General features: G+C 68.8%; 19 protein-coding genes. 5 read left to right on the top strand and 14 right to left on the bottom strand.

From position 1 onward, the window contains the following. Positions 1 to 75 precede the first annotated feature (75 nt). From murU to AC10V3_RS02445, 4 genes are all read right to left on the bottom strand, one after another. Positions 76 to 813 carry an N-acetylmuramate alpha-1-phosphate uridylyltransferase MurU gene (gene murU, locus AC10V3_RS02430; RefSeq protein WP_041681235.1) on the bottom strand — a complete coding sequence of 246 codons (738 nt, stop codon included), beginning with the start codon at positions 811 to 813 and terminating at the stop codon, positions 76 to 78. Next, complete coding sequence (locus AC10V3_RS02435; RefSeq protein ID WP_022533583.1) at positions 813 to 1,136, bottom strand: AzlD domain-containing protein; 324 nt, start codon at positions 1,134 to 1,136, stop codon at positions 813 to 815. The genes murU and AC10V3_RS02435 overlap by 1 nt, the downstream gene beginning before the upstream one ends. After that, positions 1,133 to 1,825: an AzlC family ABC transporter permease gene (locus AC10V3_RS02440; RefSeq protein WP_349605703.1), complete on the bottom strand. Its 693-nt coding sequence runs from the start codon at positions 1,823 to 1,825 to the stop codon at positions 1,133 to 1,135. Before AC10V3_RS02440 ends, AC10V3_RS02435 begins: the two co-directional genes overlap by 4 nt. Before the next feature lie 96 nt (positions 1,826 to 1,921). Beyond that, the gene (locus AC10V3_RS02445; protein ID WP_454751556.1) at positions 1,922 to 2,956 is read right to left on the bottom strand and encodes an aminoglycoside phosphotransferase family protein; all 1,035 of its coding nucleotides are present in this window, start codon (positions 2,954 to 2,956) and stop codon (positions 1,922 to 1,924) included. A gap of 202 nt (positions 2,957 to 3,158) precedes the next feature. Between AC10V3_RS02445 and AC10V3_RS02450 the strand changes: the two genes are divergently transcribed. The 5 genes from AC10V3_RS02450 to trpS are packed head-to-tail and all read left to right on the top strand — an operon-like array spanning position 3,159 to position 10,161. Beyond that, positions 3,159 to 5,597, top strand: coding sequence for an LPS-assembly protein LptD (locus AC10V3_RS02450; protein ID WP_490923059.1), 2,439 nt, complete (start codon positions 3,159 to 3,161; stop codon positions 5,595 to 5,597). Positions 5,598 to 5,606: 9 nt separating this feature from the next. Further along, a complete protein-coding gene (locus tag AC10V3_RS02455; protein ID WP_490923061.1) occupies positions 5,607 to 7,079 on the top strand; it encodes a peptidylprolyl isomerase in 1,473 nt (490 codons plus the stop codon). Between the two features lie 29 nt (positions 7,080 to 7,108). After that, a complete protein-coding gene (pdxA, locus tag AC10V3_RS02460; protein ID WP_022533588.1) occupies positions 7,109 to 8,215 on the top strand; it encodes a 4-hydroxythreonine-4-phosphate dehydrogenase PdxA in 1,107 nt (368 codons plus the stop codon). A gap of 19 nt (positions 8,216 to 8,234) precedes the next feature. Further along, positions 8,235 to 9,077 carry a 16S rRNA (adenine(1518)-N(6)/adenine(1519)-N(6))-dimethyltransferase RsmA gene (rsmA, locus tag AC10V3_RS02465; protein ID WP_022533589.1) on the top strand — a complete coding sequence of 281 codons (843 nt, stop codon included), beginning with the start codon at positions 8,235 to 8,237 and terminating at the stop codon, positions 9,075 to 9,077. 49 nt (positions 9,078 to 9,126) lie between these two features. After that, on the top strand, positions 9,127 to 10,161 hold the full coding sequence (gene trpS / locus AC10V3_RS02470) for a tryptophan--tRNA ligase (RefSeq protein ID WP_022533590.1): 1,035 nt from the start codon (positions 9,127 to 9,129) through the stop codon (positions 10,159 to 10,161). A 57-nt stretch (positions 10,162 to 10,218) separates the two neighbouring features. On the opposite strand, the gene AC10V3_RS02475 is transcribed toward trpS, so the two are convergent. The 10 genes from AC10V3_RS02475 to AC10V3_RS02520 form a co-directional block, all read right to left on the bottom strand. Further along, entirely contained in the window at positions 10,219 to 11,085 is an 867-nt protein-coding gene (locus tag AC10V3_RS02475) for a DMT family transporter (protein WP_051369852.1), read from the bottom strand. 50 nt (positions 11,086 to 11,135) lie between these two features. Continuing rightward, entirely contained in the window at positions 11,136 to 11,543 is a 408-nt protein-coding gene (gene gloA, locus AC10V3_RS02480) for a lactoylglutathione lyase (RefSeq protein WP_022533592.1), read from the bottom strand. Between the two features lie 96 nt (positions 11,544 to 11,639). Further along, positions 11,640 to 12,500, bottom strand: a complete 861-nt coding sequence (locus AC10V3_RS02485) for a M48 family metallopeptidase (RefSeq protein WP_022533593.1) — start codon at positions 12,498 to 12,500, stop codon at positions 11,640 to 11,642. Beyond that, positions 12,497 to 13,261 carry a lysophospholipid acyltransferase family protein gene (locus AC10V3_RS02490; protein WP_022533594.1) on the bottom strand — a complete coding sequence of 255 codons (765 nt, stop codon included), beginning with the start codon at positions 13,259 to 13,261 and terminating at the stop codon, positions 12,497 to 12,499. Before AC10V3_RS02490 ends, AC10V3_RS02485 begins: the two co-directional genes overlap by 4 nt. Positions 13,262 to 13,295: 34 nt before the next feature. Continuing rightward, the gene (gene gmhB, locus AC10V3_RS02495; RefSeq protein ID WP_022533595.1) at positions 13,296 to 13,883 is read right to left on the bottom strand and encodes a D-glycero-beta-D-manno-heptose 1,7-bisphosphate 7-phosphatase; all 588 of its coding nucleotides are present in this window, start codon (positions 13,881 to 13,883) and stop codon (positions 13,296 to 13,298) included. A gap of 33 nt (positions 13,884 to 13,916) precedes the next feature. Beyond that, entirely contained in the window at positions 13,917 to 16,040 is a 2,124-nt protein-coding gene (gene glyS / locus AC10V3_RS02500; protein ID WP_022533596.1) for a glycine--tRNA ligase subunit beta, read from the bottom strand. Positions 16,041 to 16,077: 37 nt separating this feature from the next. Continuing rightward, positions 16,078 to 16,707 carry a hypothetical protein gene (locus AC10V3_RS02505; protein ID WP_022533597.1) on the bottom strand — a complete coding sequence of 210 codons (630 nt, stop codon included), beginning with the start codon at positions 16,705 to 16,707 and terminating at the stop codon, positions 16,078 to 16,080. Further along, on the bottom strand, positions 16,704 to 17,666 hold the full coding sequence (gene glyQ / locus AC10V3_RS02510) for a glycine--tRNA ligase subunit alpha (protein ID WP_454751564.1): 963 nt from the start codon (positions 17,664 to 17,666) through the stop codon (positions 16,704 to 16,706). Before glyQ ends, AC10V3_RS02505 begins: the two co-directional genes overlap by 4 nt. Positions 17,667 to 18,237: 571 nt before the next feature. Continuing rightward, positions 18,238 to 19,839, bottom strand: coding sequence for an apolipoprotein N-acyltransferase (gene lnt, locus AC10V3_RS02515; RefSeq protein ID WP_490923063.1), 1,602 nt, complete (start codon positions 19,837 to 19,839; stop codon positions 18,238 to 18,240). After that, a complete protein-coding gene (locus AC10V3_RS02520) occupies positions 19,836 to 20,723 on the bottom strand; it encodes a CorC family transporter (protein ID WP_022533601.1) in 888 nt (295 codons plus the stop codon). The genes lnt and AC10V3_RS02520 overlap by 4 nt, the downstream gene beginning before the upstream one ends. Between the last annotated feature and the right edge of the window lie 84 nt (positions 20,724 to 20,807).

Consider the following 20,807-nt stretch of genomic DNA (forward strand, 5'->3'; position numbering starts at 1 on the left):
TTCTACCGCCGCTGGGCGTCCCGCTGCGTCGGTGGAGCGAAAGCCTTGTGGCGCGGCGGGGTCCTGGCGTGCGCGCTAGCGCCCTTGCGCGGCGGCGCGGGCGGGTACCAGCGAGGCATCCAACTCGGCCAGCTGCCCCGGCGTCCCCACGTTCTCCCAGCGCCCGTCAAAACGCTCAGCGCTTGCGGTGCCGGCAGCGATGGCGGCGTGATAGGTCGGCGTCATCGCCACCCGGGTGCCGGGCGCGATGGCGGTGAAGAAGCGCGTGTCATACAGCCCGATGTTGCCGAAGGTGAGCCGTTCGCCATTTGCCGGATGCTCGTCCAGCGACAGCCGGCCTTGCGCATCCATCGCGAAGTCGCCGCGCGGATGGAACGGCGGGTTCGGCACCATCACCAGGTGCATGCGCGGCTCGGCCGCGCCGGCCAGCGCCGCGGCGCGCGGCAGCAGCGCGCGGAAGGCGTAGTCGCAGAAGATATCGCCGGACACGGCCAGGAAGATCTCGCCGCGCTCCGGGGCGTGCGACAGCAGCGGCAGGGCCTTGGCGATGCCGCCGGCGGTTTCCAGCGCCTCGCCTTCGGGCGAGTATGCAATGCGCACGCCGAAACGGCTGCCGTCGCCCAGCGCCGCCTCGATCTGCTCGCCCAGCCAGGCGTGGTTGATGACAATGTCGCGCAGGCCGGCACGCGCCAGCGCCTCGATCTTCCAGACGATCAGCGGCTTGCCGCCCACCGCCAGCAGCGGCTTGGGACGGCTATCGGTCAGCGGCCGCATGCGGTCGCCGCGGCCGGCGGCGAAGATCATGGTCTTTATCAAAACAGGGCCTCCAGGGCGAGCAGCGTGGCCATGCCGCCGGCAATGGTCCAGCCTACGCTGCGGGTACGTGCGGCAATCAGGATGGCGACCACGCCGGCCACCAGCCGCGCGTTGGTCGGGCTCAGGGCGAGCTCGCCGTGCTGCATCAGCAGGTCGGGCGCGATCAGCGCCGACAGCATGGCCGCCGGCACGAACTGCAGCGCGGTGCGGAACCACGATGGCAGCCGCACGCGGCCTTCCACGGCGATAAACGACAGGCGAATCAGGAAAGTGGCCAGGCCCGCGGCAAGGAAGACCCACAGCAGGGTCATCGAATTCATGCAGCCTCCTTGCCGGCCGACCCGGCATGGCTGGCTGCACGCGGACCCGGGCGGTTGCCGCGGCCCAGCACCAGCATGCCCACGGCAATGCCGCCAAGCGCAGCCACCATCAGGCCGAGCTTGTGCGGCAGGCTGTAGCAGGCCACCGCCAGCACAGTCGCAGCCAGCGCTGCGGCCACGTGCGAACGATGCTTCAGGCCCGGCACGATGATGCCGATGAAGGTCAGCGGCAGGAAGAAGTCCAGCGGCCAGTCGCGCGGCACCTGCGCGCCGACCAGCACGCCTGCCAGCGTCGACAGCTGCCAGCTGGCCCACAGCGCAAAGCCGCCGCCAAAGTAATACCAGTGGCGATACTGCGCACGCGGGCCGGTATCACCCAGCCGGTGCGTCATCGCGGCGAAGGCTTCGTCGGTCAGCAGGTAGGCGATCAGCGCCTTCCAGCGCCGCGGCAGGTGCGCCAGCGTGGGCGCGATGGTGGCGGAATACAGCGCGTGGCGCAGGTTGACCATCGCCACCGTCAGCGTGATCACCACCGCCGGCGTGCCGGCGGTCCACAGCTGGGTCAGGATCATCTGCGAGGCGCCCCCGAACACGATCGCGCTCATGGCGCAGGCCAGCCAGGCGGGCATGCCGGCACCGACGGCCAGCACGCCGTAGATCAGCCCGAACGGCACCACGCCCAGCAGCATCGGGGCGAGGGCGCGCGCGCCGGCCAGCCATTCGCCGGCGGCGGTGATGGCGGGCGCGCCATCGGGGTTCGGGCGGTTGGCTTCAGGCACGGCGCGTCAGAAGGTGTAGCCGGCCGGGCTGGCCACGCCTTCGAGCGCGTCCAGCAGCCGGATCAGCTTGCGCAGCTCAGTGTAGCGGCCGGCCACCTGGCGCGTGTACTTGAGCACCAGCGGCAGGTTGGCCAGGTAGCCGTCCTTGCCGTCGCGATGGTACAGGCGCGCGAAGATGCCCAGCACCTTCAGATGGCGCTGCAGGCCCATCCACTCGAAGTCGCGGTAGAACTCGCCGAAGTCGGCATTGACCGGCAGGCCGGCCTTGCGCGCGCGCTCCCAGTAGCGGATCAGCCAGTCCAGCTGCTGCTCCTCGTCCCATTCGATATAGGCGTCGCGCCACAGCGAGACCGCGTCATAGGTAATCGGGCCGATCACCGCGTCCTGGAAGTCCAGCACGCCCGGGTTGGCGCCGCCGTCGAGCACCATCAGGTTGCGCGAGTGGTAATCCCGGTGCACGTAGACCTGCGGCTGCGCCAGGTTGTTGGCAAGCAGCGTGTCCATCACTTCGCGCAGGTCGGCCTGCTGACCGTCGCTCAGCGTGGCCCCCAAATGTCTGGCTACATACCACTGCGGGAACAGGTCGAGCTCGCGCTGCAGCAGGGCGCGGTCGTAGGCCGGCAGCTCGCCGGGGCGCGTGGCGGCCTGGATGCGCACCAGCGCGGCGGCGGCGTCGGCATACATGCCGTGGGCGGTGGAATCGTCCAGCCGCGACAGGTAAGTCTGGCTGCCCAGGTCGGCCAGCAGCAGGAAGCCCTGCTCCAGGTCCTGCGCCAGCACCGTCGGCACGCTCACGCCGGCATCGCCAAAGCGCTTGCACACATGGATGAACGGACGGCAGTCCTCGTGCGCCGGCGGCGCGTCCATCACGATGGCGGTAGGGTGCGCCGGATGGCCGGTGCTGACGCGGAAATAGCGCCGGAAGCTGGCGTCGGCCGAGGCGGGGGCGCAGGAGTCAGGATCGGCGGACCATGCCGGTCCGAGTCCGGACACCCAGGCCTTGAGCTGGTCCAGGCGCGGGTCGTGGGGGAGAGCTGCCATACAGGAGGGGCGCGGAAATAAAGAAATGAAACCGAACGTAAGCCGGAAGAGGAGCTTTGGTTGCCCCGTATAATACCCGACCAGACCCGGGCGCCGGGCGGCCCCCGGGAGGGGCCTTTCGGTGCCCCGCAGCCTGCTCCCGGCGGGAGCTGGCGGCTTGCAGGCGGGCCGCAGCCGACGCCGAGACTGACAACCCGTGCGAATGACCGAACAACGACGAACACCGAATAACAGGGCCTTGCCTTCGCCTGCCATCGGCGCCGCCCCCCGGGCCAGGCGCGCCGCCGGCCTGCACGCGGGCGCGCTGCGGCCGCTGGTGCTGGCCATGGCCGGCTTGTCGGCCGGGGCCCAGGCGCAGATGTCCAGCTCGGCGATCCCCGACCTGGACCAGGCCGAGCCGGTGTTCGAAGCCGCGCCGGCCGTGCCCCAACTGCCCGCGGTCTCCGGCGAAATCGTGCCGCGGCTTGCCGAGCCCCCCGCGAAGAGCGAGCCCGATTCCAACGCTCCCGTCTTTATCGAGGGCGACCGCATGACCGGCTACAGCGAGCGCGGGGTCGAGCTCGAAGGCCATGCCGAGCTGCGCCGCGACGGCGGCGTGATCAAGGGCGACAAGCTCAGCTACGACCAGGACACCGACGAGGCCTTTGCCCAGGGCAACGTGCGCATGTCGCGCAGCGGCACGCTGGCGGTCGGCCCCGAGGCCCGGGTGAAAGTCGAGGCCAACGAAGGCTACATGCTGTCGCCGGACTATTACTTCCAGCAGACCGGCGGCACCGGCAAGGCCGAGCGCATCGACTTCCTGGACAAGGATCGCAGCACCATCAAGCGCGCGTCGTACACCACCTGCTCGCCGGACAATGCCGACTGGTACTTCAGCGCGAACCAGATCGACCTGGACAGCGACCGCCAGGTGGGCGTGGCTTACGGCGGCGTGCTGAATTTCTTCGGCGTGCCGGTCGCGGCGGCGCCGGTGTTCAGCTTCCCGCTCAACGACGATCGCCGCAGCGGTTTCCTGCCCCCGCTGATGGGCTACGGCTCGCGCTCGGGCTTCGACCTGACGACGCCGTACTACGTCAATATCGCGCCCAACCGCGACCTGACGATCTACCCGCGCCTGATGACCGAGCGCGGCCTGCAACTTGGCGGCGAGTACCGCTACCTGGGCCAGGGCTACTCCGGGCGCGTGCGCGCCGAGTTCCTGCCCGACGACCAGAAGACCAACTCGAACCGCTGGGCCTACTCGATCCAGCACAACCAGAACCTGGCCAAGGGGCTCAACGCCTACCTGAATATCAACCGGGTCTCCGACGACCAGTACCCGGACGATTTCAACCGCAGCGTGGCGCAGTCCGCGCAACGCCAGTACCTGCAGGAAGGCGGCGTCACCTACAACTGGCAGGATTTCTTCCTGATGGCGCGGGTGCAGAAGTTCCAGACCCTGCGCCCGAGCGAGCCGTCCTACGAGCGCGTGCCGCAGCTCAACGGCAAGTACCTGCGCTATGACCTGGGCGGCTTTGACGTGCAGGTCGAGGCGGACTACACGCGTTTCCGCATCCCGCTGACGTCCACCGGCTTCCAGCAGCCGCAGGGCGAGCGCATGTTCATCCAGCCGAGCATCAGCTACCCGATCGTGCGTGCGGGCTGGTACGTGACGCCGAAGGTCACCTTCAACGCGACCCAGTACCAGATGGAGTCGGCCACCAACACGCCGACCGCGCAGGACAACTTTTCGCGCGTGCTGCCGACCGTCAGCCTGGACTCGGGCATGACCTTCGAGCGCGATGCGCCCAGCATCAGCCGGATGTTCGGCGTGAACTACGTGCAGACGCTGGAACCGCGTTTGTTCTACGTCTACACGCCGTTCCGCGACCAGAGCCAGTTCCCGCTGTTCGATACGGTGCAGTCGGACTTCGGCTACGGGCAGATCTTCAGCGAGAACCCGTTCACCGGCTATGACCGCATCGCCGACAACAACAAGCTGACCGGCGGCCTGAGCACGCGCCTGATTGAGTCCGACTCCGGCATCGAGCGCTTCCGCGGCACCATCGCGCAGCGCTATGACTTCACCGGCCAGCGCGTGCAGATCAACGGCACTGTGGCCGATCCCAAGCCGGGTGCCTCGGACCTGCTGGCCGCGACCACCATCCAGCTGTTCCGCGGCTATTACCTCGACGCGGGCGTACAGTACAACCTGGATACGGACCGGATCAACTACGGCAACGTGGCGTTCGCGTACCGCCCGGAGCCGCGCAAGCTGATCAACGCTGGTTACCGCTATCGCCGCCCGACCTCGGTGACGGACAATACCGCGATCGACCAGTTCGAGGTGTCGGGCCAGTGGCCGATCACGCGCCGGGCCTATGGCATCGCGCGCTTTGCCTTCGACCTGGCCGCCAGCCAGATGGTCGACACGCTGGCCGGCATCGAGTACGCGGCGGACTGCTGGGTCGGCCGCGTGGTCTACCAGCGTTTCCGCAACACCACGCAGGGTTACACCGGGCGGGTCTTCCTGCAGGTGGAGTTCCGTGGCCTTTCCAAGATCGGTTCCAACCCGTTGAATATCCTCCGCCTGAACGTGCCGGGCTACGAGCCCGTGACCGCCAAGCCGGTGCCAACGACCCAGTTCGATCACTATGAATGACGGATTAAGATGAAACGTCAAGAATTCGCTGTGTTTTCCTTTCTCCTGACGTCGTGGCACCGCCTGCTGCTGCCCGCCGTGCTGGCGGCGCTGGCCCTGCCCGCCGCCGCCCAGCTCAAGGCGCCCGGGGCGTCGCGCGCCACTGGCATCTTCGTGCCGCAGTCCTCCGACGTCACCGCGCCGGCGAGCCAGCCCAAGCTGGGCGTGCCGCAAGCCGGCGGCCAGAAGCGTTCGCAACTGGTCGACGAAGTGGTCGCGGTGGTCAATAACGGCGTGATCACGCGGCGCGAGCTGCTCGACCGCGCCGACGAGATCGAAGGCCAGCTGCGCGCCGCCGGCCGCCCGGTGCCGCAGCGCCCCGACCTGCTGGGTGAGGTGCTGGAGCGCCTGGTGATGGAGCGCGTGCAGATCCAGGCCGCGCAGGACGCCGGCATCCGCGTGACCGACCAGGAAATCGACCGCGCCATCGAATCGGTGGCGCAGCAGAACCGCATGAACGCCACCGAGCTGCGCCGCCGCGTGGAAGGCAGCGGCATGACCTGGACCAAGTACCGCGATGAGCTGCGCAAGCAGGTGCAGGTGATCCGCCTGCGCGAGCGCGAGGTCGATTCGAAGGTGCAGGTCTACGACGGCGAGATCGACAACTACCTGGCAGCCCGCGGCGGCCAGGGCGCCACCGGCGGCCCGACCGAGTACAACGTGGCGCAGATCCTCGTGCGCGTGCCCGAGAACGCCTCGGACGCGCAGAAGCAGGCACTGCGCGCCAAGGCCGAAGGGTTGCTCAAGCAGGCCCAGGGCGGCGCCGATTTCGCGCAGCTGGCGCAGGCCAATTCCGAAGGTGCAGAGGCCGCCCAGGGCGGTTCGATGGGCTTCCGCGAGATCGGCCGCCTGCCGACGCAGTTCGCCAATGCGGTGGTCGACCTGCAGGCCGGCGGCGTTGCGCCGCAGGTGGTGGAGAGCGCCGCCGGCTTCCACGTGGTCAAGCTGGTGGCCAAGCGCGCGGGCGCGCCATCCGACCCGGCCGCGGCAGGGAAGATCACCCAGACCCAGGTGCGCCATATCCTGATCCGCACCGGCCCCAACATGCCCGAGGCCGAGGCGCGCCGCCAGCTCAACACGCTGCGCGACCGCATCACCCACGGCGGCGATTTTGCCGACGCGGCCAAGCGCTTCTCGCAGGACGGCTCTGCGCAGAACGGCGGCGACCTCGGCTGGGTCTCGCCGGGCGAGCTGGTGCCCGAGTTCGAGCAGGCCATGAGCCGCCTGCGCCCGAACGAGATCTCGGAGCCGGTGGTCACGCAGTTCGGCGTGCACCTGATCCAGGTGCTGAACCGCCGCGAGACCGAGCTCTCGCCCGAGAAGCAGCGCGACTTTGCCCGCGCGGAAGTCCGCGAACAGAAGCTGCGCGCCGCGTATGATGACTGGGTACGCCAGCTGCGCTCGCAGGCGTACGTGGAGTACCGCGTCAACCGCCAGCGCTGAAGCGCGCGCCGGATCTGCCCCGACCTGCCATGCCCGACCCCCTAGCCCTGGCCATCTCGACCGGTGAACCCGCCGGCATCGGCCCCGATATCACCATCGGGGCGTTGCTGCAGCTCACCGGCGCCAACAACGGCGGCAATGGCGGCAGCGGACACTACCGCTTCCATGTGCTGGGCGATGCCCGCCTGCTGGCCGATCGCGCCGCGGCGCTGGGCGCCACCCACGCCTGGGAGCGGCGCATTGCCGACGGCGATGTGGTGATCGAGCACATCCCGCTGGCCGTGGCGTGCGAGCCCGGGCGGCTCGATGCGCGCAACGGCCGCTATGTGCTGGCGCTGCTGGATGCCGCCATCGCCGGCTGCCGCGCGCATGGCAAGCGCGCGCCCCGATATGCAGCGATGGTCACGGCGCCGGTGCAGAAGAGCACCATCAACGACGCCGGCGTGCCCTTCACCGGCCATACCGAATACCTGGCCGAGAGCGCCCGCGTGCCGCGCGTGGTGATGATGCTGGCCGGCCCGCAGCCCGCGCACGACGGCGCCATGCTGCGCGTGGCGCTGGCCACCACCCACCTGCCGCTGCGCGCGGTGCCCGACGCGCTTTCCATCCCGCTGCTGCGGCAGACGCTGACGATCGTCGACGCCGACCTGCGCCGCTACTTCGGCATCGGGCGTCCGCGCATCCTGGTGACGGGGCTGAACCCGCACGCCGGCGAAAGCGGCCATATGGGCCGCGAAGAGATCGACATCATCGAGCCGGCGCTGGCGCAGGCGCGCGACGCCGGCATCGACGCGCGCGGCCCGTACCCGGCCGACACGCTGTTCCAGCCGCGCCACCTGCGCGATGCCGACTGCGTGCTGGCGATGTACCATGACCAGGGGCTGGCGCCGCTGAAATACGGCACTTTCGGCCACGGCGTGAACATCACGCTGGGGCTGCCCTTTATCCGTACCTCGGTGGACCACGGCACCGCGCTGGACCTGGCCGGTACCGGCCAGGCCGAGCACGGCAGCATGATCGAGGCCATCCGCAGTGCGGTCACCATGGCCGGCCACGCCAACGGCCGGCACCCCGGCGGCAACGGCGCTACGGGCCATCCCGCCCATACCAGTTCCGGCATGCAGCCGCCATGCTGAAGCCGGACGAATAAACCCCATGCGTTCAAACGTGCACCAGGGCCATGTGGCCCGCAAACGATTCGGGCAGAACTTCCTGGTCGACGACACCATCATCCACGGCATCGTCAATGCCATCAGCCCGCAGGGCGACGACGTGCTGGTCGAGATCGGCCCCGGCCTGGGTGCGCTGACCACCCCGCTGCTCGAACGGATCCCGCAGATGCAGGTGGTGGAACTCGACCGCGACCTGGTCGAGCGCCTGCGCCGCCGCTACGGCGAGCGCCTGCAGGTCCACGCCGGCGATGCGCTGGACTTCGACTTCGGCAAGCTGGAGGTGCCCGGGCGGCCGCTGCGCATCGTCGGCAACCTGCCGTACAACATTTCCAGCCCGCTCCTGTTCCACCTGATGGAGTTCGCCGATCAGGTGCGCGACCAGCACTTCATGCTGCAGAAGGAAGTGGTGGAGCGCATGGTGGCCGAGCCCGGCAGCAAGGCCTTCGGGCGGCTGTCGATCATGCTGCAGGTCCGCTACTACATGGAGCATGTGCTCGACGTGCCGCCGGGCAGCTTCAACCCGCCGCCCAAGGTCGATTCCGCCGTGGTGCGCATGATCCCTTGGCCGCGCCACCCCGATGGCCGGCTGCGCTCGCCGCATGCCGATTGCGACATTACCGTGCTGGGCGACGTGGTTACCGCGGCGTTCTCGCAGCGGCGCAAGGTGCTGCGCAATACGCTGTCGTTCCTGCGCGACCAGGTCGACTTCGACGCGATGGGCTTCGACCTGGGCCGCCGTGCCGAGGAAGTGCCCGTCGGCGAGTATGTCGAACTGGCCCGGCGCCTTGGTGGTGCAGCGCCAGGACAGGCCGGACAGGCCGCCTGACGCATCCGAATTCCGAATTTCCCGCGACTCTTTCGTGCAAGACCGTCCCATGACAGCCCAGACCCAAACCAACCGGCGTCCCGTGATCCTGACCGGCGACCGTCCCACCGGCCCGCTGCACCTCGGCCACTATGTCGGCTCGCTGAAGAGCCGCTTGGCGCTGCAGGACTCGCATGAGCAGTACCTGCTGCTGGCCGACACCCAGGCCATGACCGACAACGCGCACGATCCCGACAAGGTGCGCCGCAACGTGCTGGAAGTGGCGCTGGACTACCTGGCCGTCGGCATCGACCCGGCCAAGACCACCATCACCGTGCAGTCGCACCTGCCCGCGCTGGCCGAGCTGACGCTGATGTACCTGAACTTCGTCACGGTGGCGCGGCTCGAGCGCAACCCGACCATCAAGGAAGAGATCCAGGCGCGTGGTTTCGGGCGCGATATCCCGGCCGGCTTCCTGTGCTACCCGGCCTCGCAGGCCGCGGACATCACCGCCTTCAAGGCCCACGTGGTGCCGGTGGGCGAAGACCAGGCGCCGCTGATCGAGCAGACCAACGAGATCGTGCGCCGCATCAACCACCAGGTCGGCCGCGACGTGCTGCCCGAGTGCAAGGCCCTGATCCCCGAGTTCGGCCGCCTGCCCGGCGTGGACGGCAAGGCCAAGATGAGCAAGTCGATGGGCAACGCGATCGCGTTGGGCGCCTCGCCCGAGCAGATCAAGGCCGCGGTGCACAGCATGTACACCGACCCCAACCACCTGCGCGTGTCGGATCCGGGCCAGGTCGAGGGCAACGTGGTCTTCACCTACCTGGATGCGTTCGATCCCAATACCGAGGAAGTCAAGGGGCTGAAGGAGCACTACCAGCGCGGCGGCCTGGGCGACATGGTGCTCAAGCGCCGCATCGAGGGCATCCTGCAGGACATGCTGGCCCCGATCCGCGCGCGTCGCGAAGAGCTGGCCAAGGATCCGGACTATATATTTGACATCCTGCGCACGGGCACCGAAAAGGCGCGTGCGCTGACCCAGCAGACGCTGGACGAGGTGCGCGACGCGCTGGGGATGTTCTCGTTCGAGGCGCGCCGCTGAGGCGCGAGCAGGGCGGCGGCCCACGGCCGCCGCGGTGATAGCAGTACCCGCGGCCGCTCAGGCGCGGCGGTTGACCAGCACGATCCCCGCTAGCACCAGCAAGGCCGCCACCGCAAAGCGCGGCCCCACCGCGTCGTGCATCAGCACCACGCCGAAGGCCACGCCAAACAGCGGCGTCAGGAAGGAAAACACCGACAGCCGCGACGCCAGGTAGCGCCGCAGCAGCCAGAACCAGGTCAGGTAGCTGGCAAAGGCGATCAGCACCGACTGGTAGAACAGGCTCGCCAGCACCACGCCATCGATCTGCACGGTCGCGGTCTGGCCCGCGGCCACCGCCATCGCCAGCAGCATCACCGCCGATACCGCCAGCTGGTACAGCAGCGTCTTGCTGGCCGGTGCGCTCGCCAGCGGGCTGGCGCGCACCACCACGGTGGTCGCCGCCCACAGCGCTCCCGCCAGGATGCCCAGCGCATCGCCCAGCAGCGTACCGCCATGCGCGGACGGCGTGGCGATGCCATCGGCAAACGCGAGCGCCATCCCCACGAAAGCCAGCGCCACGCCCAGCCATTGCCCGGTGTGCAGCCGCTCGCCGGGCACCACGAAATGCAGCCCCAGCGCGGTGAAGATCGGTGCGGTGTACAGGAACACCGCCATGCGCGAGGCCGTGGTATGCCCCAGCCCGACGAAGATGCAGAAAAACTCGGCGCCGAACAGCAGCCCGGCCAGCAGCCCGGCGTTGAACGTGCCGTCGCGCCGCCAGATCGGCGTGCCGCGCCAGGCGGCAAAGCCGAACACCAGCAGCGCCGCCACCGCCGAGCGCACGCCGGCCTGCAGCACCGCGCCCATTAGCGGCGCGGTCACCTTGATCACCACCTGTTGCAGGCCCCAGGCGGCGCACAGCACCACCATCAGGCCCACCGCCATGCCGTCAAGCGGCCGGCGGGTCAGGGTTTGGGCGTCCACGGCCGGGACGCTCAGGGACGGCTGGCGTCGCGGGTGGAGTGGCGCTCGATCAGCTCGATCTTGTAGCCGTCCGGGTCTTCGACGAAGGCGATCACGGTGGTGCCGCCCTTGACCGGACCGGCTTCGCGGGTGATCTTGCCGCCGGCAGCGCGGATGCGCTCGCAGGCTGCCGCGGCGTTGTCGGTTTCCAGCGCGATATGGCCGTAGGCGGTGCCCAGGTCGTACTTGTCGACGCCGTAGTTGTAGGTCAGCTCCAGCACCGCGGTCTCGCTCTCCGGGCCGTAGCCGACGAAGGCGAGGCGGTACTTGTATTCGGAATTGTCGCTCTCGCGCAGCAGCTGCATGCCGAGAATGCGGGTGTAGAAATCGATCGAGCGCTGCAGGTCGCCGACGCGCAGCATGGTGTGGAGGAGTCGCATTTGAGGGGCCTTCAGGCGTTGTAGGTATTTGAAGGCGCCATTTTAGTGCGTTTGCGGGAAACGCACCGGCGAGCGGGCGCGCGGCGCCCGGCTCGCTCAGAATGTCGGCAACAGCTCGGGCGGATGCGCACGCAGTTGCGCCCGCGCGTCGCGGAACTCCGGGAAGATCGATTCCACGGTCTCCCAGAAACGCGGCCCGTGGTTCATCTCTTTCAGGTGCGCCAGCTCGTGCGCCGCAACGTAGTCGATCATCGACAGCGGGAAATGCATCAGCCGCCAGTTCAGCCGGATCTTGCCATCCGCGGTGCAACTGCCCCAGCGCGTCGCGGCCGAGGTCAGTGCAAAGCCGGAATGACGTACGCCGAGCTTGTCGGCATAGACCTCCAGCCGCTCGGGCAGCAGCCGGCGCGCCTGCTGCTGCAGCCAGCCCTGCACGCGGTCCTTGATCTGCTGCTCGTCGGCATGCCCGGGCAGTGCCAGGTGCAGCATGCGGCGGTCGGCGTCGAACAGCAGCCCGCCGATCGGCGATTCCAGCGCCAGCGTCAGCGGCTGCCCGAGGAAGGGCAGGCTGGCGCCGTCGCGCCACTGCACCGTGGGCAGGATGCGGCGCGACTCGCGGTGGCGCCACTCGCCCATCTTGTTGAAGATCCAGCGCTGCTTTTCCAGGATGGCCGATTCGATGTCGGCCAGCGTGACCCAGCGCGGCGCGGTGATCGACAGCCCGCGGTCGTCGATGGTGAAGCCGATGGTGCGGCGCGACGAGCGCTTGAGCGTGTAGTGCAGCGGGCGCTCGCCGATATGCAGCAGGCGCGCGTTGGGTTGCGGCACCGGCCAGGCCGTCAGTTGCGGCGGTTCCTGGGCGAGCGGGGCAGCAGGCTGCGGCGCGTGGGCGGTTTCCGCCAGCGGCAGCTCCAGCTGTGCGCCGTCGGCGTCGGTGGCGGGGCGCAGCAGCTTCATGCGGCTGGCTCGCTCCGGAGTTCGCTACGGTAGCTCTCGGCGTCGATGCGGCGCATGTCGCGCTCGATCCATGCCGCGACTTCCTGGTTGAGCTGGTCGGCGGTCTTGTTGGCCGAGGCGATCGGCGGGCCGACCGAGATCGTCACCGTGCCCGGATACTTCAGGAACGAATTGCGCGGCCACATGCGGCCCGAGTTGACGGCCATCGGCAGCACCCAGGCACCGGTTTCCACTGCCAGGCGCGCGCCGCCGCTCTTGTAGCGCGGCCTTTCCTCGCCCGACCGCGTGCGCGTGCCCTCCGGGAACATGATGATCCAGGCGCCTTCGGCGAGCCGCTCGCGGCCCTGGCGCACGGCCGAGGCAAAGGCGCGCGTGCCTTCCTTGCGGTTGATATGGACCATCTTCAGCATGCCCAGCGCCCAGCCGAAGAACGGCACCAGCAGCAGCTCGCGCTTGAACACGAAGCACAGCGGCTTGGGCATCAGCGCCACGTAGGCTACCGTCTCCCAGGCCGACTGGTGCTTGGACAGCAGCACCACCGGCTTGTCGAGCATGCGGTCCATATGCTCATGCCCTTCGATGCGGTAATCGATGCCGCAGATGCCGCGTGCGGCCCGGATCACCATCCGCGGCCAGCCGCGCACGAAGCGGAAGCGCTGGTCGGCATTCATGAAGGGGAACACCAGGAAGCAGGCGCACGCGTAGGGCGGCGTCAGCACCAGCAGGTACAGCGCAAACAACAGGGAACGGAGAAACGTCATGCGGGGGGCGCAATTAGGGAAAAGGTGCGGGCGGTCAGCCGGCGTTCTGTGCGGGCGGGCGCTCGGCGCCGTCGTTGCCGGTCAGCCAGCGCGCGAACGCGCGCAGGTCGTCATGCACCCGCGTGCCGGGCGGCAGGCCGCCCTTGTCGAGGGTCTTGCGGCCCTTGCCGCTGAGCACCAGGTGCGGTGCGCAGCCGATCGCGACGCCGGCTTCCAGGTCGCGCAGCGAATCGCCCACGATCGGCACGCCCCGGAGCTCGATGCCGAAGCGCTCGCTGATCTCCTCGAGCATGCCCGGCTTGGGCTTGCGGCAGTCGCAGCCGTCGGCCGCCGTATGCGGGCAGAAAAACACCGCGTCGACACGCCCGCCCACGCGCGCGAGCGAGGTGTGCATCTTCTCGTGCATGGCGTTGAGCGCGCTCATCTCGAACAGCCCGCGGCCGATGCCGGACTGGTTGCTGGCGATCACCACGCGAAAGCCGGCCTGGTTGAGCGCGGCGACGGCTTCCAGGCTGCCGTCGATGGGCACCCATTCATCGGGCGTCTTGATGAACTGGTCGCTGTCGAGGTTGATCACCCCGTCGCGGTCCAGGATGACGAACTTGGGCGGCGTCTGCGGCATGTGCGGCTCCGGTGTGGCTGAGGCTGGCGCTGCTCAGGCGGCCAGCTTGGAGATGTCGGCCACGCGGTTGGCCAGCGTATGCAGCGAGGCCAGCAGCGCCAGGCGGTTGGCGCGCAGCTGCGCGTCCTCTGCCATCACCATCACGTCGTCGAAGAAGCGGTCGACCGCTTCGCGCAGCTGCGCCAGGTCGCGCAGCGCGGCGGTGAAGTCGCCGCTGGCAAAGGCCGCTTCCACCGCCGGCCGCACGCGCTCGATGGCGGCATGCAGCACGCCTTCAGCCTCTTCCTGGAGCAGCGCCGGGTTGACCGCGCCGACCGGCTCGGTGTTCTTGCGCAGGATGTTGGTGATGCGCTTGTTGGCGGCGGCCAGGGCTTCGGCCTCGGGCAGCGCGGCAAAGGTTCGCACCGCTTCCATGCGGCCGAGGATGTCGTGCAGCGTGTCGGGGCGCAGGCTGACCACGGCCTCGACCTCGTTGGTGGTGTAGCCCTTGTCCTTCAGGTAGCCGCGCACGCGGTCGTACAGGAAGTCGGTGATGGCCTCGGGCGCCGGCTTGACCGCGGCGACGCCGGCAAAGGACTGCTGCGTCAGCGCCAGCAGCGAGGCCATCGACAGCGCCAGCGGCTTCTCGATCAGCATGCGCAGGATGCCCAGCGCGTGGCGGCGCAGCGCGAACGGGTCTTTCTCGCCGGTGGGCTGCAGGCCGATGCCCCAGATCCCGACCAGGGTTTCGAGCTTGTCGGCCAGCGCCACGGCGGTGCTGACGGCGCCCTCGGGCAGCGCGTCGCCGGCAAAGCGGGGGCGGTAGTGTTCGGAGCAGGCCAGCGCCACGTCTTCGGCTTCGTCGTCGTGGCGGGCGTAGTAGGTGCCCATGGTGCCCTGCAGCTCGGGGAACTCGCCGACCATGTCGGTCAGCAGGTCGGCCTTGGCCAGCTCGGCGCCGCGCATCGCGGCGGCCTTGTCGGTCGGCACGCCGGCAGCGTTGAGCGCGTCGGCGATATGGCCGGCGATCTGCTGCAGGCGCTGCACCCGATCCAGCTGCGTGCCGATCTTGTTGTGGTAGACCACGCTGGCCAGCTGCGGCACGCGCGAGGCGAGCGTCTTCTTGCGGTCCTGGTCGAAGAAGAACTTGGCATCGGCCAGGCGCGGGCGCACCACGCGCTCGTTGCCGGTGATGATCGACTGCGGCGTCTCGGTGGCCAGGTTGGACACGATCAGGAAGCGGTTGCGCAGGTGCCCGTCGGCATCGGTCAGCGCAAAGTACTTCTGGTTGGTCTGCATGGTCAGGATCAGGCATTCCTGCGGCACTGCCAGGAAGGCTTCCTCGAAATGGCAGGCGTAGACCACCGGCCATTCCACCAGCGAATTGACCTCGTCCAGCAGCGACTCAGGCATGATCACCTGGTCGGCGCCGGCTTCGGCCAGCAGCGCGGTGCGCATGCGCTCGCGGCGCTCGGCATAACTGGCGACCACGCGGCCGGCGGACTCGAGCTGCCTGGCATAGTCGTTGGCATGGGCGATCTCGATCGCGCCATGCGACAGGAAGCGGTGGCCCTGGGTCAGGTTGCTCGCCTGCAGGCCCAGCACCGACACCGGCAGGATCTCGCTGCCGAACAGCGCGATCAGGCTGTGCGCCGGGCGCACGAAATTCACCGTGTTGCCGTCCGGGCGCTGGTAGCTCATTACCTTGGGGATCGGCAGTTTGGCGATGGTGTCTTCCAGCGCCGCCTGCAGCCCGGCGGCCAGCTCGGCGCCGCGCGCGGTGTAGCGGTAGAAGAAGGCCTCGGCCTTGCCGTCGGAGGCGCGCTCCAGCGACTGCCAGTCGATCTCGGCCACGCCGACGGACTTGGCCAGCGCGGCCAGTTTCTTGGCCAGCGGCGGGGTGGGCTCGCCGTTGGCGCCGAGTGCTACCGACAGCGGCAGGACCTTCTCACGCTGCTCGCGGTCCGGCGCGTTGCGGCGCACGCCGGAAACCAGCGCGGCCAGCCGGCGCGGCGTGGCGAACGGCGTCACGGTGGCGCCCGTCTCAAGCAAGTCGCGCTCGCCCAGGCCTGCGAACAGGCCCTGCGCGAAGGCGTCGCCCAGACGCGCCAGCGCCTTGGGAGGCAGCTCTTCGGTGAACAGTTCGATCAGCAGCGAGTCGGTCATGGGTTGCGACATGAATCGTATCCAACAGGTTGTAGCGCGCGTCGCTGGATCAGCAGCGCGGCGAAAGATTAGGTTCCACTCCGGACAGCAGCCACAGGCCGTTCTGTTGCCGGAATTGCAGCGTGGTGTAGGCGCATTGCGCGGCCGCCGCGGCGCTGGCCGCGCCGTTGCTGCCGCCGCGACTGCCCGCGGCCGGGAAGCGCGCATCGATGCGGCGCTGGCGCTTGTCGTAGCGGATCTCGTCGATGCGCCCGCCCACCCAGAAATCGATCTTCGGCGGCAGCTGCGCGGCCGAGTAGTACGTCTTGACCTTGCGGCGGGTGCGGCCGTCGCGCGTTTCCACCTCGACCCAGGTCAGCGGATAGCGGATCGCGCTCTCATAGGCGCGCAGCGGCACGCGGTGCCAGCCCAGGTCGCGCTGGCCGGACAGGTCGCACGAGAACGAGCGCACCAGCTGCGTCCACTGGTCGAGCGAATTCAGTGACGGACGCCAGTGGCGCGCCATGGCCAGTTGCAGCGCCTGCGGGTCGGCCTCGCACACATTGCTCAGTTCCGCCGGCAGCAGCAGCGCCTGCGGGGCGGGTGCGGCCTGCGCGCGCGCGCCGGCGGCATTGCCCGCGGCGGCCAGCGCGGCGAGCGCCATGGCGCAGCACAGCGCGCTGCGCGCCAGTTGCGTCATGCCTTGGCTCCGCCGTTGGCGCTGTTGCCGCCACACATCGGAAAGCCGAGGGCTTCGCGCGAGTCGTAGTAGGCCTGCGCCACCGCGCGCGACAGGTTGCGGATGCGGCCGATATACGCCGCACGCTCGGTCACCGAGATCGCGCCGCGCGCATCCAGCAGGTTGAAGGTGTGCGCGGCCTTGAGCACCTGCTCGTAGGCGGGCAGCGCCAGGCGCGTACCGGACGCGGCCTGGCCTTCCTCGCCGCCTTCGCCATTGCCCATCAGGCGCTTGGCCTCGCCTTCGTGCTCGGCGAAATGGCGGAACAGGATTTCGGTATTGCTGTGCTCAAAGTTGTAGGTCGACTGCTCGACCTCGTTCTGGTGGTACACGTCGCCGTACGTAAGGCGGCGCGTCTCGCCGTTCTCGACCCATTCGGTCCAGACCAGGTCGTAGACGTTCTCGACCTTCTGCAGGTACATCGCCAGGCGCTCGATGCCGTAGGTGATTTCGCCGGTGATGGGCTTGCAGTCGATGCCGCCGACCTGCTGGAAGTAGGTGAACTGGGTCACTTCCATGCCGTTGAGCCAGACTTCCCAGCCCAGGCCCCAGGCGCCCAGTGTGGGGTTCTCCCAGTCGTCCTCGACGAAGCGGATGTCGTTCTGCTTCAGGTCCAGGCCCAGCGCCTCGAGCGAGCCCAGGTACAGCTCCAGGATGTTCTCCGGCGCGGGCTTGAGCACCACCTGGTACTGGTAGTAGTGCTGCAGGCGGTTGGGGTTCTCGCCATAGCGCCCGTCCTTCGGGCGGCGCGACGGCTGCACGTAGGCGGCACGCCACGGCTCGGGGCCGATCGCGCGCAGGAAGGTGTGCACGTGCGAAGTCCCGGCGCCGACCTCCAGATCGATGGGTTGCAACAGCGCGCAGCCCTGCCGGTCCCAGTAGGCCTGCAGGGTCAGAATCATTTGTTGGAAGGTCAGCATATGAAGACTAGGTAGAGGCGCCCGGGGCGATGGCGCCGCCCGGCATGGTGGCCGCGCAGCGCGTGCCGTGGCCGCCGCATTCGGATTTCGCCAAACCCTGAATTCTATCGGCTTTTTGGCCGGGCGCCCCGTTTGGCGGGGCCGGGGAGGGGGCCGATCGAACTTCCGGGAGCCCGCCGGATGTCGGCCTTACGCAACGCTTCGGGAAAATACCGACCCGTTTTTCAAGTGGATCGGGCGCTTGCCGATAAAGTTTTTGTATACAGTATGAGTAAGCAACCCGTTCGAGCGTTGCGATTGACATCCGTGCCGGCATGGCTGGCACGGCCGGCTGACTGCTTCAGGCAGCGGCCGGTTGTCGGTGACTGATTATCGATGGGGACTTTGACCATGACACTTCTTTCTCGCAAACCTTACCTGGTCGCAATCGCGGTCATGATCGCCGCGGCCGCCGTGTCGGTGGCGACCGGCCTGATGGGCTGAAGCGGCCCACGCGAGCCGCGCGAATTGCGCGCCTTGCGCCTATAGCGGACCCGGAAGCGTAGCGGCGATCCCGCCGCCTCCGGCGCCCTCAGCTTGCCCGGCGCACCCGCCAGGCAGCCACCCCCAGCACCAGCGCAAACAGCGCCAGCACCGGCGCATTCCCCCAGCGGATATAAGGCGTCAGCCCCTGCATGCCCTGCACCTCGGCAGTGAGCGTGCCGCCCGTGAAGGTCGGCAGCCGCGCCTGCACCGTGCCGTCCGGGCGCACCACCGCGGTCATTCCGGTATTGGTCGAACGCAGCATCGGCCGGCGCGTCTCCAGTGCGCGCATGCGCGAGATCTGCAGATGCTGGTCCAGCGCGATGGTGTCGCCGAACCAGGCCAGGTTGGTCAGGTTGGCCAGGATATTGGCCGGCGCCACCTGCTGGCGCAGGGTCTGCGCAATCTCCTCGCCGAACAAATCCTCATAACAGATATTGGGCGCCACGCGCACGCCGCGCACCGGCAGCGGCTCCTGGTCGAGCCCGCCGCGGCGGAAGTCGCCCAGCGGCATCTTCATCATGTCGACGAACCAGCGGAAGCCCAGCGGGATGAACTCGCCGAACGGCACCAGGTGGTGCTTGTTGTAGCGGTACAGCCGCTCGGTCTGCGGCCCGATGCCGAACACGCTGTTGGTGAAGTCCACCGGCGAATCCGCACCCGCCGCGCCGAACAGCACCGAGGTGCCGCTGCCCAGTGCGAAGTCGCGCACCGCCACCGCCACCTCGACCGGCAGCTCCTGAAGGATCACCGGGAAGGCGGTCTCGGGCGTCACCACCAGGTCGGCCGGCTGCGCGGTGATCATGTCGCGGTACAGCTCGAGCGAACGCTGGATGCCGGCGGCCTCGAACTTGATGTCCTGCGCCACATTGCCCTGCAGCAGCCGCACCGACAGCGGCTTGCCGGCGGGCGTGGTCCACGCCAGCGGTGCCAGTGCCGCGCCCGCCGCGGGCAGGATCAGCGCAAGCGCCAGCGCCGTCAGCGCGCGGCCGCGCGCGCCCTGGCCCAGGCTGCGCACCGCGGCTGCCAGCAGCGCCGCCACCGCGGCCGCCAGCGCGCCGATGCCGTAGACGCCGGCCAGCGGCGCAAAGCCCGCCAGCGGGCCGTCGGTATGGGCATAGCCGCCCGACAGCCACGGGAATCCGGTGAACACCACGCCGCGCAGCCATTCCGTCAGGCCCCAGGCGGCGCCGAACGCAAGCGCCGCCAGCAGCCCGGCCTGGGGCAGGCGCGCCGTCAGCCGGTGCCACAGCGCGCCGGCCAGCGCGGGCCACAGCGACAGGTAGCCCGAGAACAGCACCACTGCCAGCGCCGCCATCCACGCCGGCATCTCACCGTAGACGTGCATGCTGATATAGAGCCACCAGATGCCGGACAGGAACCAGCCCAGCCCGAAGGCAAAGCCGGTGGCCGCGGCCATGCGCGCGCGCGGCGCATCGGCCATCAGCGCGGCCAGGCCCGCCAGCGACAGGATCTGCAGCCACCACCAGTCATGCGGGGCAAAAGCTTGCGTATGGGCGATGCCGAGCACGCCGGCCAGCAGCAGCCGCGCCATGGCGGCGGCGCGCGACCGCGCTTGCGTGCCAGGCACGCCGGCAGTGTCGGCGTCGGCAGCGGCGGCGCCGTTGAGGATCGGGGCGGGACGCTTCATGCGCCGGCCACGCTCAAGCTGTCGGATTGGGATTCGCGGTGCACCTGCAGCAGGTGTACCTGCCGCGCGTCGGCGCGCAGCACTTCGAAGCGGATCGGCGGCAGGGTGATGATCTCGCCGCGGTGGGGCACATGGCCCACGTGGTTGGACAACAGCCCGCCCACGGTATCGACGTCGTGGTCGGAGAAGGCGGTGCCAAAGGCCTCGTTGAACTGGGCGATCTCGGTCAGGCCGTGCACGCGCCAGCTCCCGTCGGGCATCGGCAGGATATTGTCCTGGTCTTCGTCGAGGTCGAACTCGTCCTCGATATCGCCCACGATCTGCTCCAGCACGTCCTCGATCGTCACCAGTCCGGCCACGCCGCCGTACTCGTCCACGACGATGGCGATATGGTTGCGGTTGATGCGGAATTCGCGCAGCAGGATGTTCAGGCGCTTGGACTCGGGGATGAACACCGCCGGGCGCAGCGTTTCGCGCAGGTCGAAGGCGGGGTCGGTGTAGTAGCGCAGCAGGTCCTTGGCCAGCAGGATGCCGATGATGTTGTCACGGCTGCCTTCATAGACCGGGAAGCGCGAGTGCGCGGTCAGCTGCATGAACGGGATGAAGGTCTCCGGCGCGTCGGCGATGTTGACCATATCCATCTGCGCACGCGGCACCATGATGTCGCGCGCGGTCAGTTCGGAGACCTGGAACACGCCCTCGATCATGGAGAGCGAATCGGCATCGATCAGGTTGCGCTCATGCGCTTCCTGGAGCACTTCGAGCAGTTCCGCGCGGGTGTCCGGTTCGGGGGAAATCAGGTCTGACAGGCGTTCGAGAAGCGATCTGGGACGATCGGTCTGCCTCAGATAGGCGGGCTTCGAACTGGGATAGGGGTCGTTCATTTCGCGGCGAGCGCGTGGTGGAGATCGTCTGAAGGATACACTAAAAGCCTGACCGTCCCGTGACGGTGGGCGGGCCGCCGACGC

The sequence above is a fragment of the Cupriavidus sp. PB-02 genome (genome assembly GCF_058252315.1).

Bases quoted from the DNA above. Each gene is read 5' to 3' on its own strand.
- rsmA (WP_022533589.1), top strand. From the start codon at position 8,235: ATGCGTTCAAACGTGCACCAGGGCCATGTGGCCCGCAAACGATTCGGG.
- AC10V3_RS02475 (WP_051369852.1), bottom strand. From the start codon at position 11,085: ATGGCGGTGGGCCTGATGGTGGTGCTGTGCGCCGCCTGGGGCCTGCAA.
- AC10V3_RS02435 (WP_022533583.1), bottom strand. From the start codon at position 1,136: ATGAATTCGATGACCCTGCTGTGGGTCTTCCTTGCCGCGGGCCTGGCC.
- AC10V3_RS02485 (WP_022533593.1), bottom strand. From the start codon at position 12,500: ATGAAGCTGCTGCGCCCCGCCACCGACGCCGACGGCGCACAGCTGGAG.
- AC10V3_RS02440 (WP_349605703.1), bottom strand. From the start codon at position 1,825: ATGCTGCTGGGCGTGGTGCCGTTCGGGCTGATCTACGGCGTGCTGGCC.
- pdxA (WP_022533588.1), top strand. From the start codon at position 7,109: ATGCCCGACCCCCTAGCCCTGGCCATCTCGACCGGTGAACCCGCCGGC.
- AC10V3_RS02445 (WP_454751556.1), bottom strand. From the start codon at position 2,956: ATGGCAGCTCTCCCCCACGACCCGCGCCTGGACCAGCTCAAGGCCTGG.
- AC10V3_RS02450 (WP_490923059.1), top strand. From the start codon at position 3,159: ATGACCGAACAACGACGAACACCGAATAACAGGGCCTTGCCTTCGCCT.
- lnt (WP_490923063.1), bottom strand. From the start codon at position 19,839: ATGAAGCGTCCCGCCCCGATCCTCAACGGCGCCGCCGCTGCCGACGCC.
- glyQ (WP_454751564.1), bottom strand. From the start codon at position 17,666: ATGCTGACCTTCCAACAAATGATTCTGACCCTGCAGGCCTACTGGGAC.
- AC10V3_RS02455 (WP_490923061.1), top strand. From the start codon at position 5,607: ATGAAACGTCAAGAATTCGCTGTGTTTTCCTTTCTCCTGACGTCGTGG.
- trpS (WP_022533590.1), top strand. From the start codon at position 9,127: ATGACAGCCCAGACCCAAACCAACCGGCGTCCCGTGATCCTGACCGGC.
- AC10V3_RS02520 (WP_022533601.1), bottom strand. From the start codon at position 20,723: ATGAACGACCCCTATCCCAGTTCGAAGCCCGCCTATCTGAGGCAGACC.
- AC10V3_RS02505 (WP_022533597.1), bottom strand. From the start codon at position 16,707: ATGACGCAACTGGCGCGCAGCGCGCTGTGCTGCGCCATGGCGCTCGCC.
- gloA (WP_022533592.1), bottom strand. From the start codon at position 11,543: ATGCGACTCCTCCACACCATGCTGCGCGTCGGCGACCTGCAGCGCTCG.
- glyS (WP_022533596.1), bottom strand. From the start codon at position 16,040: ATGTCGCAACCCATGACCGACTCGCTGCTGATCGAACTGTTCACCGAA.
- gmhB (WP_022533595.1), bottom strand. From the start codon at position 13,883: ATGCCGCAGACGCCGCCCAAGTTCGTCATCCTGGACCGCGACGGGGTG.
- AC10V3_RS02490 (WP_022533594.1), bottom strand. From the start codon at position 13,261: ATGACGTTTCTCCGTTCCCTGTTGTTTGCGCTGTACCTGCTGGTGCTG.